Genomic DNA, 12,743 nt, shown 5'->3' with positions numbered 1-12,743 from the left:
CATGGCTAAGTTATTTATAGCTGAATCATCAAAAAAATCGATTGAAAACTTAAGCCATTTCTTGAGCACAGAAGGCCATGAAGCTACATTTTATGAAAAATCAAAACCTTTAAATGAAATTTTATCTCAAGGAAAATTTGATGTTGCTGTAATAGATCAAAATTTTAAAGATATGTCTTATATAGAAATAGCAAATGCTTTTTTAAAAAATCCAATTCATTCTAATACTCATATTATAATCACGACTTCAACACCAAATAAAGAAGACTTAAACAAATTTAGTGGGTTGGGAATAAATTATATCTTTGTAAAGCCATATCGTTATAAACTTCTTTCGGATAAAATCAAATATGCTATAAATCCCAATAAAGGTGATTATGGAGCATTTGAACCAGACATATTAAAAATATTTCTCGAATCTACAATCCATATATTTGATTCAATTGGAAATATATCAATTGCTGCTGGTCGCCCTTTCTTAAAAACAGGAAATGAAAGTTTAAGCGAAATTAGTGCTGTAATTAGTCTTTCAAGCCCACAAATAAAAGGATCTATGTCAATAAATGTTACTAGAAAAATTCTCGCATCTTGTCTTTTTAAAATGCTAGGTCCAAATGCAGTAGCTGATGAAGCTGCTATTTCTGACATGTGCGGAGAACTTTGCAATCAAATTATGGGTCGTGCTAAACAACAGTTTTTAAAGAAAAAAAGTATGACTTTTGAAATCACAGTACCAACAATACTTTCAGAACAATACCATATCTTAGATTATAAAAGCTCTGCTCCAGTTCTAGTCATTCCATTTTTGTATGAAAAAGTTGCTGGAATTTTTGTTGAATTTTGTCTTGAAATCAACGACACTCCTGTTACAGTTGAGCCTGAAAAACTACAAGTGATTGTGGAAGAAGGCGAGCTTATTCTTTTTTAGAAATTTCAAAGTTGGAACAAAATGGAATCAATGTTTATCAATAGAGTAAAAAAAAATTATACTAATTTAAGTAAATGGGCAAAAAGAGAAAATGTAACTGCTTATAGAATTTATGATAAAGATATTCCTCAATATCCTTATACAATAGATTTTTATTCTGGTAACATTGTTCTTTATAAATATGAAACTCCTAAATATCAAATTGAATTTGAAGAAAAAGATGCAGAAAAATTGAGTTTAAGTATTTCTGAATTGAGTGAATTCTTTAAAATTGAAAAAAGTAAAATTTTCTTAAAATCTAGAAAGAAACAAAAAGGATTATCTCAGTACGAAAAGCAAGATAGCAAAAAAGTAACTGAAATAGTAAATGAAAGAAATATGAATTTTCTTGTAAATTTATCAGATTATCTTGATTGTGGTCTATTTTTAGACCACCGAAAATCTCGTCAAATGATTTATTCAATGAGTAAAGATCTTTCAGTACTGAATTTATTTGCATATACTGGTTCGGTAAGTGTTGCAGCAGCTTTAGGTGGCGCTCGAAAAGTAACAACTATTGATATGAGTAATACTTATATACAATGGGCAATAGAAAATTTTAAACTTAATAATATAGATATTAAAAAACACGAATTTATTAGAGCCAATGTTTTGCAATGGTTAAGTGAAGTAACAGAAGAAAAAATTTATGATTTTATTTTCTTAGATCCTCCTTCATTTTCTAATTCTAAAAAGATGTTTGAAGCTTTTGATGTTCAACAAGATCATATATTTCTTTTAAAGCAATGTTCCAAAATGCTAAAACCACGTGGTCAAATTTTTTTTAGTAATAATTTAAAATCTTTTAAATTAGAGGAAGGAAATCTAAAAAACTTCTTTCAAATAGAAAACATTACAAAAAAAACAATACCTCAAGACTTTAGAAATGAAAAAATTCACCAGGCATGGATTCTAAAAAAATTAGGGATTTAAACAAGCTGTAGATGCAGAGCCGCCAGTATAAATAGAGCGAATTCTCGTTATATCGTTAGCTGAAACACACCTTACAGAATCATAAGAACTTCCCACAGTGTGTCCGGGTGAGTAATATGGACTCATTACGCTGTTTGTTTCAGTTAATACGTGTCCTAGACCTATAAAATGACCTAATTCATGTAAAACAATACTTTCCATATCCGCAATTTGTTGTGCTGCATTATAATGTGTAGTTATGTCATCAAAATAGTAAGTATCTCTATTAAATCTTATACTAGCATTAAATATTGTGCCTTGTGCAACCAAATAAACAGTAGTTGCTATTACTGACGATGACTTTGCTGTATTTGATATCCATCCACCACTATTTCCTGATAATTGATCAAAGTAAAGAGCATGATGTGAATCTTTGAGGGGCGAAAACAACCCATTAAAGTCGTTACCAGTTTTAGTAACAGTTCCAGTTCTTAGCGACAAAATCGTTCTACCAATTGCACTATTCCAAGTATTAATGGCATTTTGAATATAAGTCGATAAATTTGAATTTTCACTAGTGATTGCAGAACTAATATCTACTATAATAGGATAACTATAGTTTTGTCCCCAACCATTACTACAAGCTATTGGTTGATTAACATCACTAAAAGATTCACTATATTGAACAGATTTATCTGCTAATCCACAAGAGACTACAAAGAAAAATAATAATAACATAACAATAATATAAATGTAATTTTTGCCAAACATACCAATAGCCTCTTGCTGGATCACAGAGGAGCTATCGACACGTAGGATTTTTTTTCCATATCAAATAATTGACATATTTATATTAATTATTAATTGTATTAAGAATTATTCCATTTAGGCCTTTATGAAAAAAATATATGTTTACTTGACTAACTAAAAAGTCTAATTTCCCAGATTTAATAGTAAATTCAGTTGGTCTTAATCTGCTAAATTTAACCTTTTCTCCTTCATTACAATTTATAGGAACATTATTATTATTCAAAACTAATTTTTCTGGAATTTTATAAACTAAATTTTCTTTTTTTATATTTGTACCTAATATTACAGCACAAACACTTCCTGAAATAGTTGATTTTTTTTGATTTATATTTGATAAATTAAAATATATTTTTGTTTCATTTTGATTCTGGATAATTTTTGAACTTTCTATTTTAACCATTGCATTATTTAATACATTTATATCATCATTGCGATTAGTTTTTTCTACTTCAGCAATTACTTTTTTGTTAGTATCTGAAACATTTTCTTCATTTTTTTCAGGAAGCATTGTCTGATTAGGATTTGCTTGATCAATATCAGTTACTTTTATCTTTTCTGAATCGTCTTTTATATTATTAAAAGAAAGGTTTTCATTATTATCATAATTTTTTTCTTTATCTAAATAAAACTCTATCACTTCTTTTTTAAATGAGGTTATATATTTTTCAAAATTCATATTTTTTTTATAAATATTAATTGAAATTAAAATTGATAATATTGCAAATAAGAAGATGATTGATAATAAAAAAAGGAAAATTTTTAACAATATATAGTTAAATTTAAAATGATATGTTTTTTCAGAATCAATAAAAAAAATTAAATTAAATTTCTTTGAACCCATTTTTTTACCTGGATTACTTGTATTCATTATTTTGCCTTATTAATGCACTAAGCAATTCTGGTTTCTCATCTTCTTCATACCATTTTTCCGAAATTATTTTAAATTCATTATTTTCTTTTTTTAAGTATAAAAACTTTCTTCCAAAATCAATTTTTTCAGAAGATTTATAACGTTGTAAAAATGAGACAAATAGCTGATCTCCATATGCTACAATTTTAGGATCACTTATTTCAATAGTTATTTTTCCTTTTCGATTTGCAGAAATACTTGTTTTGTATGATAACCATTGTTTTTTATTTTTTCCTGAAGTATGAAATGTATCAGAATAGTAAGATAAGTATAAATTTAAATCAGAATTTTCCCAAGCTTTTTTCCAAGACTCTAATAAAGAATGAATTTGACTTTTTGCTTCTAGTAGTGTTTCATTTGAGTTTAAATAAAACATTTCTTTCGTAATTATAACTGGTGTTTCAAAAAGAGTAATATATTTTTCAAGATCTTTCCAATCCTGATTTCTTAATGCGACACAACCATCAGTATCAAAAGGTTTTAAAACCCTTGTATCATCTTCAACACCATGAATCCAAATTCCATAGCCAGTTTTGCTAGATCTTTGGTCAAAAATATTTGGGTAATCTAATGTCAATGCTCCTGGTCCATACTTTGGTGGCAACTTTCCACCCGAAATTTTGCCAGTAATAAAATAAACTCCCTCAGGTGTCTTTTTGTCTCCTAGGGATTTTTTATCGCCTTGTTTTTTTCCTGTAATAGCTTCATAACTTTTTATAACATCATATCCACCATTAAAATTAGATCGATAGACTGTTAATTTGTGCAGTAATTTTTCTACAATAAGAGCATAGTCTGAGGATTTCCAACCTAAACTTATTAATGCAGCAGGAATTTTTGTTTGATTTCGAGACATAGGTTCTGATAATTGATTTCCTGAGAGCTTATCTGGTATGTCGTTTCCTGCTACTATTTGAGTATTATTCTGCTCTTCAGCAGTTTTATTTTCCCAATTTTTGTCTGTTTTTATTTGTGAAAAAACAAAAGGATTGTAAGTAAAAAGACAAATCCAACAAAAATGGAGATATAGCTTACTTATACTTTGAAAGGATAAGCAATGCACTTTCATATCAAAACTCCATATAAAAAACTCAAACAAAACTTATAAATTATTGTATAAAGTTTAATGTGGATATGATTATTAATCTAGATCGTCAAAGACTCGTCACAAAATGAGTATTACCTCAATAACTGAGTTCTGCGTAAGGGGCAAATATCGATGAGTTTCATGCAGGAAAATGTATTAAAAACTATTGTTTTTGAAATTAATGAAGTTATAAAGAAAAGTAAAAAAAATCAATCTACTAAGAAAAACGCTTCCATAAGGGAATTTGTTAGGGAAAATTTTTGCCCTTATAAGGATAAAAAACTAAGTTCTTCTGAGTGTGAAGGATATATATTAAATTTTCCAAATTCAACATCAGCTCCTTATCAAAAACCTTGCAAATGTGCCAAATTTGAACAAGAAATTATAAAACAAAATGCATATCAACTGCTTAATGAAAAACTCGAACCTATTTGGCCCCTAAAAAAAGGAATGGTTAGTAGTAAATTAATTGCATGGCAAGACTGCTCTTGTACATTGGAAGTCAATCAGAAAATAATAGCTTTTATGATTAAATGTCTTTCTGCATTGTTTTATATCGAACAAAATTCCTCTATAATAAAATATCCCTTTACTTTTCTTTTCGAGAATAAATTTGCAACTTTATTTTTTTGGAGTGATATTAGAAAATATTACTTAAAAAATATTGAAAAACTTCATTATGAAAATAAAAAATATCAATCTCATTTTTTTCACAATATCTTACCTAAAGACAAATTGATTGCTTTAAGTCTTGAGGATACTTTTTTTCGTTTAAGATCTGGCAGCAATATGGAATTATTTGCATTCGAACAATTTATTAATGATCTTATTCTAGCTAATAATTCCCTTGTTGTATTTTCTAAACAACATCTTATTTCAAATAAAAAAAATAATTTGTATAATATATCTAATTATTCAATCACGTTTAAAAAAAGCTTAGATGAAAATAAAATATCATTACAAGAAGCTATGGAACCAAATTATACTATTGCTAAAGATGAACGTTTTACTGAAGCAAATAAAATAGGTGCCTTTGATAGACTAATAGAATTACTTACTCTAGGACAAAATAAGCTAGATCATGTTGAAAGGATTTTTTCAGAGTGGAAGACAAAATCAGGGAACTAAGTTCAGATTATTACAAAAGAAAACAACATCTATTAAAAAAAAGACTTTCTATATTTCTAGTTTTAATATTTTCTGTAACTTTTCTGATCTTATTAAGCGTTTCTGAAGGGATTGCTTTAAAAATTTTACTTTCAAAAAACTTCACAGTAATTGAAATATCTTTTATTCTTATTTTAATTAGTATTTTTCTTATAGCATATAATATTTTTTTATCCCGAATATATTTACATATTTGTTATCATTTTGAAAATCCTAAAACACCATCAAACATTATTATGACATTGTTTATTTGTGCATACTTTCTTTTATTGTATACCACATCTGGTGTAAAAGAAATACTAGCTTTAGGATTTAGTAAACTTTGTATTATTTCTTTGTATTACCATTTTTGGCGATCACAGATTATCGAAAACCGATTAAAAAAACACTTATCAATTCTTCCAGCAAATTTTCTTTTATCTTGGCGTGCTTTTTTTATCTGCAAGTGGGTTCTTATTGCTTGCTGGCTTTTGAGCAGTTTAGGTTTTGCAATTGCATTAGTATCTTCACACCCCATTATAAAATTAGAAGGCTGGGAAGGCATTATAATAATGATAACTTTTTATTTTTTATTTAAATTATTTGTTCGAAATCCAAACGCACACTTTCAAGATTAGGTGTTTCCTCATGTTAATTGATTTTCATGTTCATCTGGCAGGCAACGGTTGTTGTCAATCTGGAATTATTCTTGGAAAAAAATTTGAAAGACGTCCAACTTTTTTTCTTTTAAAAAAAATGCAAAAAATCACAAAAGAGCAACTCGTAACAGATATTGATTTATTATGGATTCGTAGAATTTCTAATTTTATTGAAAATTCCCAGTACATTTCTAAAGCTGTTACTTTATGTTTAGACTCAATTTACAATGAAAATGGCAAAGAGCTTGAAGACTATATTCAAATGTATATTCCCAATTCTTGGGGATGTGAAGTTAAAAAAAAATTCCCTAAAACTTTAGATTTTGGTGCTTCAATTCATCCTTATCGAAAAGATTCATTACAAGAACTTGAATATTGTTATAAAGAAAAAGCTTTTTTAGTAAAATGGCTACCGTCAATGATGGGAATTGATCCTGAAAATCCTTTGTGTTTTCCTTTTTATGAAGCTTTACGCGCTTTAAATATACCCTTATTATCTCATACAGATACTGAACATACTTTTGCTCTTCCAGTGAAAAAATGGGGAGAATATAACCACATATCAAAACTCAAAAAACCGTTGGAAATGGGAGTAACGGTAATTGCAGCGCATGCAGGTACACCAACACAACTTTCTGAAACAGAAGAGTTAGTCAATCAATATGAAAATTTCTTTTTGGATACCTCTGGTTTATTTAATCCAACCAGAGCCAGGAGTGCTTTAAAACTATTTGCAAAATCTAAAAACACTGTTTTACGCGAACGTCTTCTATTTGCAACCGATTGGCCAGTCCCAGCTATTCCGCATTTGATAATTGATAAACTTGGGTTTAACGCTTTTAAAACGCTACAACAAATAACCAATCCATTTGAAAAAGATCTTAAAATAAAGGAATACTTAGGGTTCAATTTAGCTGACTTTAAAAAAAACCAAGATTCGTTATTGACATTACTGGGCAGGTCGCTTACTGAAGTAAACCTAACTTGATGTTTCTTTGGGTGCTTAGCTCAGTTGGTTAGAGCGTCGCCCTTACAAGGCGAGGGTCTGGGGTTCGAGTCCCTAAGCACCCACCATAACAGAGAATATCAGTTATCAGCGACTTAAGTTGCTGGGTGCTTAGCTCAGTTGGTTAGAGCGTCGCCCTTACAAGGCGAGGGTCTGGGGTTCGAGTCCCTAAGCACCCACCATTTTTCTCCTCATATCAAATCACAACTAAAATTTTATAAAAATTAGACAGTTGTTGGTTCAACACTATCTTATTTCTTTTTATTAAGTTGCTCCACTTCCGTTGCGTTATTATAGAGAACTTCGTACATATCAAAACAGGTTTGGTTTCATTCTGCAAAGAAAATCTAAACTTATCCTTAGAGAAAAGTATCCGATACAAAAATACAAGAAATTAAAGGATTTTTATGACAACCGAACAACTCTTAAAAATAAATGGCGGACAAAAACTTGTTGGCGGTAAAGTTTCAATAGCCGGCAGTAGCAATCAAGTAACAAAATGCATAATTGCTTCATTACTCACAAATGAACATATTCTTATAAAAAATGCCCCTGCAGTGAATGAAAGAAAAATTGCAGAAGAATTATTTGCACATTTAGGCGGTGAAGTTGAGTACGTTGATGAGCACGCAGTTCGACTTTGCGCATATGGAGTAACAAAAAATTCTATTTCTAGAGAAATATGCCAAAAAAATCGTATTTCTATACTTGCTGTTGGCCCCTTACTTCATCGTTTTGGAAGCGCCTACATTTACGGAACACTTGGTGGAGATAAAATAGGAAAAAGACCTGTTGATTTTCATATAAAAGGGCTACAGGAAATGGGTGCTCAAGTAGAATTAGATGGTGATCTTTACCATTTAACAGTAGATGAAAATGGGCTACAAGGTGCTCATATTGCTTTACCCTTTCCAAGTGTAATGACCACTGAAAATTTAATCATCGCTGCTACCTTAGCAAAAGGCAGAACAATTATTGAAAACGCTGCAATTGAACCTGAAATTATTGAACTTGTTAAAATGCTGCAAAAAATGGGTGCTGACATTACAATAAATGCAAATAGAACCTATGTTATTCAAGGAGTTTCACGCTTAAAAGGCTGTGAACTGAGAATAATGCCAGATAGAAATCAAGCAGTAAGCTTTGCATGTGCCGCATTAGCTACGGGTGGTAATGTTTTATTAGAAAAAATTCCGCATGACCCTTTATATAGTTTTTTAAATTATATTCAACGCATGGGAGCTGAATTTAGGGTAAATTCAGAAGGAATATTTGTAGCTAGCCCAAAAGGTAAGAGATTAAAACAAAGCCATATCGAAGTTGAAGTTCATCCAGGCTTTATGACTGATTGGCAACAACCCTTTATGGTATTATTTACCCAAGCGGACGGTATAAGTATATTACATGAAACAATATTTGAAGACAGACTAAGTTATACTCGTTACCTTAATAGCATGGGAGCAAATATTAATTTATTTTCAACTTGCTTAGGAGAAGCCCCTTGCCGTTTTAAAAATAAAAACCACGTACATTCGGCCATTATTCATGGCCCTACTCCTTTAACAGGCGCTAATTTTCGCATGCCTACAGATATTCGAGCTGGAATGTGCCTTGTTATTGCTGGATTAGTTGCTTCTGGGACAACTCTATTATCAAACATTCAAGAATTACAAAGAAAGTATGATAATATAGTTCATAAATTAAATCAAATGGGTGCCGATGTCTCAATTATAAATGGACAACTTACAAAATAAATAAATCACAAAATCTTCGAGTGAAAAGAAAAATCTATTTTTTCTCTGAATCTTTTTTTTCAGAATTTCTTTTAATGATTTTGATACCTTTTTTTTCTTTCAAATTCGAATCTTCAGCATTATTTTGAAGCAATTCTTTTGCTGCAGAAGAAGAATTAACCGAGGCTTGTGATGCTGCATTTGTTTCTTGTTTTATTTTTTGATAAATCTCTTCTCTGTGAACTACCGTTGATCTATCAGCTTCAATACCTAGACGAACCTGTTTTCCCTTAATGGCCATAACTATAATTTTAATATTATCGCCTATAGCAATAACGTCGCCGACTTTACGCGTTAAAACCAACACGATACAGACCCTCCATGGCCAGACCAAACTCTAACCGCCAGAATTGATTGAATTTATGAACTCATTATAGCTAATTCCTAGCTTATGGTATATCAAAAGAAAAGAAAGATGCTAGACTTTTGTCGCTCTGTAATTTTATCCTACACAAAGCGCCCACTTCATGCCTTGAAAAACTGGAAAGACTTACAAATCAAAATATCTGTGATAGTAATATTTAGATAAAAGCCTGAATAATGTTTTTAGGCACTATCTCTGCTCAATTACTAGGGGTTTAACGGTGATTCGATTATTACGAAATATTGCTTTTGATAATGATGCTTCTAAAACAATAATTAGTCCAAAAAGAAGTACTGAAAACAATTTGTTTGAAGAAACTTCTTACAAAGCTATCAAAACTGCACAAAGAAGAAAATGGACGTTACTTGGACTTATCATAGCTTTACTTCTTATTGGAGTTAGTTTATTAATATATAATCAAATGCAAACTTCTAAAAATTTAAAGTTGTCAAATGAATATGCTAATATTGAAGAAATTTTTAATAAAGAAAATGCTGAAAATCAAAAAATTATTGAACAATTTAAAGGAAATCTTCCCAAAGACTTTTCTCCTAATTTTGAAAAAAGTATGCCTCTATTTGCTGATTTTGCTAAAAAATATGCAAAAGAACCTATTGGTTGGCAAGCAGGAATTAGATCTGCAACTTACTATATTTCAAAAAATCTAAATAATAAAGCAAAAGAAATATTAGAGCCTATTGTAAATTATTCAGCAAAATATCCTCTTATTCAAATTAAAGTTCGAACTACTCTTGCTGGAATATATTTATCTGAAAAGCAAGAACAGAAGGCACTTTCAGAAATTTCAGTAGTAGAAGCAATTGTCCAAAACCCTGAACCAAATCAGGCTCGGTTACTAAAAGCTCAAATAAATTATGCTATGGGTAACAAAGAAGAAGCAATTAGAGTTTTAAATCAAATTATATCTACTAATTCAGATCAAAATAAACAAAACCAAAATTCTGAAATACAACAACAGGCAAAAGTTTGGTTGAATTTTCTTGAATCAAATTAATTTTAAAAAAACCAGGATATATATTAAATGAATTGTTATAAATCATTTTTTTTTACTGTTACTTTTTCTTGTGTGTTAAAAGCAAATGCATTACCAGAAGTTAAATTAATCACTTCAAAACCAGAAATATTAGAAGTAACTGGCGCTTATTCTCCAGGTTTTCCTGGGTTTGAATCAACAAGACCAACTGTTGTTTTACCACCTCAAAAAACATTTTCACAATTTGGCGGATTAACTGCAGATAATAGTTTTACTATTGAAGAACAAAAAAAAATAAAAGAAGAAAAAAATAAATCTGTTCTTATAAAAAATTCTGTTAATTTATTTACCCCAAGGCCAATTTGTGGAGCTTCTTCTTATCAAAACACATTAAATTGTTTTGATTTAAATAAAAATGGATTATACCTGCAGAGTTATCCAATTCCTGGTGCCGTTTCATCAACTCCTATTTTTTATGACAATCATTGGTTAATTGGGACGACAAAGGGTTATTTATTAAAAACTCAAGCAAATCCTGATAATAAATACTTACCGCAGCTTGGAAAAGAAAATACAAGTTTATGGGGCCATTATTCAAGAAAATATATGAATCTTTTTCGACTCAAAACTATCTATAAAGATTCAAACAATATACAATCTAAAACTGACTCACAAAATATTATACAACTTACTCTTGATGGAACTCCAGGATTAAAATGGGTTTACACAAATTCTGCTAAATTTATTGGAACTCCTATAATAGCTAATAATTCAGTATATGTTCTTTCAGATAGTGGTTACATTCAATCTTTTGATTGGAATACAGGGAAACTTGCTTGGGCAGTAAGACTTGCTCCTGATTTGAATTTAAAATTAACTTCTAATTCCTTAAAAATGTATAATAATCAACTTGTAGTAGGAAACGATTTAGGAATGCTTTTATTTTTAAATCCTAGTAATGGTCACATATTGTGGTCTTGGCAAATTCCTGAAGCTAACGAAACACAAAGAGAAGCTAATCAACTACCAGCAGGATCTGATAAATTTGCAGGAATTATTGCAGCTCCTCTTTTGCTAGATAACGGATTAGTTGCTTCAAATGCTGAAAGCATGACTCAATTCATTTCCACTGGAATTAAATCATCCGTTTGGAGTTACCCAACAGGTAGTGTTGCTGAAGCAAAACTTTGGCAGAATAACATTATTCTAGGATCAACAAATGGATTTGTAATAAGTTTAAATAAAACTGATGGCAGTTTAAATTGGAAAACAAAAATTGCTTTAAATATGTCACCTGTTATGAGCTTGTTTATTACAAAATCTAACTTAATCTTAGCAGCATTAAGTAACGGTGAGATATTTATGCTAGACCCTCAAAATGGAAAAATCTTGGCTCAAACTCAATCAATTGGTGAAGTAAATGGCGAGTTTTTCTCAGGGTATGATTCTTCAGAGGCTTGTATAAGTTTTTCGCAAAATGGTTTCAGATGTTTTTATGCAAAAGCTAAATAGTAAGAAAAAAAAATTTATGAAAAAAAATTTAAAACCAAAGTTTTCAATTAACATACAACTAGATCAAAAAAAATATTCTATTTTAAAAAAGAAAAAAGATTTTATTTTTGAAGTAACAAATTCTTCATTTCTTGTTAAATATGAGAAACCTGATTTAAAAAAAAGAATCAATTATATTCTTTCATTAATTTGTGATTTTTCTACTGAATTAAGTATTCGTTTCTGTGATAGTGAGGAAATGTTATCCTCTAATTCCTATTATCGAGGAAAAAAATATCCAACCGATGTTTTAAGTTTCCCTGCAACAGAAAATTTGCCTATACAATCAAACACCCAATATCTAGGCGATATTTTAATTTGTTTACCAATTTGTTACAATCAAGCATTAAAAGCAAAACAAACCTTTGCTGCAGAACTTGAGAAAATGATTATTCACGGAATACTGCACTTAAAGGGTTTTGATCACGAAAGAAACAAAAATGCTTGGATTGTTATGACACAGCTAGAAAAAAATATTCAAGCTGTTCTTCTAAAAGAAATGGGTAAACCTTCTTGGTGTAAGGCAACAATTCAAAGCAAATAA

Annotated in this window: 13 protein-coding genes and 2 tRNA genes; 11 read left to right on the top strand and 4 right to left on the bottom strand. The window is 29.8% G+C overall.

What is annotated here, in order from left to right; all coding sequences use genetic code 11:
* The first annotated feature begins 1 nt into the window (after position 1).
* Together GOY08_RS15295 and GOY08_RS15290 are read left to right on the top strand one after the other, a co-directional pair.
* On the top strand, positions 2-928 hold the full coding sequence (locus GOY08_RS15295; protein WP_158999802.1) for a chemotaxis protein CheX: 927 nt from the start codon (positions 2-4) through the stop codon (positions 926-928).
* Between the two features lie 30 nt (positions 929-958).
* A complete protein-coding gene (locus GOY08_RS15290; protein ID WP_158999801.1) occupies positions 959-1,900 on the top strand; it encodes a class I SAM-dependent methyltransferase in 942 nt (313 codons plus the stop codon).
* On the opposite strand, the gene GOY08_RS15285 is transcribed toward GOY08_RS15290, so the two are convergent.
* The 3 genes from GOY08_RS15285 to GOY08_RS15275 all read right to left on the bottom strand — a co-directional run bounded on the left by GOY08_RS15285 (position 1,889) and on the right by GOY08_RS15275 (position 4,668).
* Entirely contained in the window at positions 1,889-2,650 is a 762-nt protein-coding gene (locus tag GOY08_RS15285; protein WP_158999800.1) for a matrixin family metalloprotease, read from the bottom strand. The genes GOY08_RS15290 and GOY08_RS15285 overlap by 12 nt on opposite strands.
* 82 nt (positions 2,651-2,732) lie before the next feature.
* Positions 2,733-3,557, bottom strand: a complete 825-nt coding sequence (locus GOY08_RS15280; RefSeq protein ID WP_158999799.1) for a hypothetical protein — start codon at positions 3,555-3,557, stop codon at positions 2,733-2,735.
* Entirely contained in the window at positions 3,544-4,668 is a 1,125-nt protein-coding gene (locus GOY08_RS15275) for a L,D-transpeptidase family protein (protein ID WP_158999798.1), read from the bottom strand. Before GOY08_RS15275 ends, GOY08_RS15280 begins: the two co-directional genes overlap by 14 nt.
* A gap of 150 nt (positions 4,669-4,818) precedes the next feature.
* Between GOY08_RS15275 and GOY08_RS15270 the strand changes: the two genes are divergently transcribed.
* The 6 genes from GOY08_RS15270 (at position 4,819) to murA (ending at position 9,251) form a co-directional block, all read left to right on the top strand.
* On the top strand, positions 4,819-5,814 hold the full coding sequence (locus GOY08_RS15270) for a hypothetical protein (protein WP_158999797.1): 996 nt from the start codon (positions 4,819-4,821) through the stop codon (positions 5,812-5,814).
* The gene (locus tag GOY08_RS15265) at positions 5,790-6,470 is read left to right on the top strand and encodes a hypothetical protein (protein WP_158999796.1); all 681 of its coding nucleotides are present in this window, start codon (positions 5,790-5,792) and stop codon (positions 6,468-6,470) included. Before GOY08_RS15270 ends, GOY08_RS15265 begins: the two co-directional genes overlap by 25 nt.
* A gap of 10 nt (positions 6,471-6,480) precedes the next feature.
* Entirely contained in the window at positions 6,481-7,479 is a 999-nt protein-coding gene (locus tag GOY08_RS15260) for an amidohydrolase family protein (protein WP_158999795.1), read from the top strand.
* A gap of 9 nt (positions 7,480-7,488) precedes the next feature.
* Positions 7,489-7,565 (top strand) — tRNA-Val (locus GOY08_RS15255).
* A 37-nt stretch (positions 7,566-7,602) separates the two neighbouring features.
* A tRNA-Val gene (locus GOY08_RS15250) sits at positions 7,603-7,679 on the top strand.
* 225 nt (positions 7,680-7,904) lie between these two features.
* A complete protein-coding gene (gene murA, locus GOY08_RS15245; protein ID WP_158999794.1) occupies positions 7,905-9,251 on the top strand; it encodes a UDP-N-acetylglucosamine 1-carboxyvinyltransferase in 1,347 nt (448 codons plus the stop codon).
* A 34-nt stretch (positions 9,252-9,285) separates the two neighbouring features.
* On the opposite strand, the gene csrA is transcribed toward murA, so the two are convergent.
* Positions 9,286-9,597, bottom strand: coding sequence for a carbon storage regulator CsrA (csrA, locus tag GOY08_RS15780; RefSeq protein ID WP_158999793.1), 312 nt, complete (start codon positions 9,595-9,597; stop codon positions 9,286-9,288).
* A gap of 277 nt (positions 9,598-9,874) precedes the next feature.
* Between csrA and GOY08_RS15235 the strand changes: the two genes are divergently transcribed.
* Genes GOY08_RS15235 through ybeY form a run of 3 tightly spaced genes read left to right on the top strand, consistent with a single transcriptional unit; the run spans position 9,875 to position 12,743 of the window.
* A complete protein-coding gene (locus tag GOY08_RS15235) occupies positions 9,875-10,669 on the top strand; it encodes a tetratricopeptide repeat protein (RefSeq protein WP_158999792.1) in 795 nt (264 codons plus the stop codon).
* 27 nt (positions 10,670-10,696) lie between these two features.
* Positions 10,697-12,160, top strand: a complete 1,464-nt coding sequence (locus tag GOY08_RS15230) for an outer membrane protein assembly factor BamB family protein (protein ID WP_158999791.1) — start codon at positions 10,697-10,699, stop codon at positions 12,158-12,160.
* A 16-nt stretch (positions 12,161-12,176) separates the two neighbouring features.
* On the top strand, positions 12,177-12,743 hold the full coding sequence (ybeY, locus tag GOY08_RS15225; protein WP_158999790.1) for an rRNA maturation RNase YbeY: 567 nt from the start codon (positions 12,177-12,179) through the stop codon (positions 12,741-12,743).

The organism is Pigmentibacter ruber (genome assembly GCF_009792895.1).
In the GTDB taxonomy this organism is placed as follows: domain Bacteria; phylum Bdellovibrionota_B; class Oligoflexia; order Silvanigrellales; family Silvanigrellaceae; genus Silvanigrella; species Silvanigrella rubra.
Note: the sequence above shows the minus strand (reverse complement) of the source record. Positions and strands in the feature narration are given on the sequence as shown.

Excerpts from the sequence above, each read along its gene's own strand:
- GOY08_RS15270 (WP_158999797.1), top strand. The coding sequence starts at position 4,819 with ATGAGTTTCATGCAGGAAAATGTATTAAAAACTATTGTTTTTGAAATT.
- GOY08_RS15275 (WP_158999798.1), bottom strand. The coding sequence starts at position 4,668 with ATGAAAGTGCATTGCTTATCCTTTCAAAGTATAAGTAAGCTATATCTC.
- GOY08_RS15280 (WP_158999799.1), bottom strand. The coding sequence starts at position 3,557 with ATGAATACAAGTAATCCAGGTAAAAAAATGGGTTCAAAGAAATTTAAT.
- GOY08_RS15230 (WP_158999791.1), top strand. The coding sequence starts at position 10,697 with ATGAATTGTTATAAATCATTTTTTTTTACTGTTACTTTTTCTTGTGTG.
- GOY08_RS15260 (WP_158999795.1), top strand. The coding sequence starts at position 6,481 with ATGTTAATTGATTTTCATGTTCATCTGGCAGGCAACGGTTGTTGTCAA.
- GOY08_RS15295 (WP_158999802.1), top strand. The coding sequence starts at position 2 with ATGGCTAAGTTATTTATAGCTGAATCATCAAAAAAATCGATTGAAAAC.
- GOY08_RS15285 (WP_158999800.1), bottom strand. The coding sequence starts at position 2,650 with ATGTTTGGCAAAAATTACATTTATATTATTGTTATGTTATTATTATTT.
- murA (WP_158999794.1), top strand. The coding sequence starts at position 7,905 with ATGACAACCGAACAACTCTTAAAAATAAATGGCGGACAAAAACTTGTT.
- ybeY (WP_158999790.1), top strand. The coding sequence starts at position 12,177 with ATGAAAAAAAATTTAAAACCAAAGTTTTCAATTAACATACAACTAGAT.
- GOY08_RS15290 (WP_158999801.1), top strand. The coding sequence starts at position 959 with ATGTTTATCAATAGAGTAAAAAAAAATTATACTAATTTAAGTAAATGG.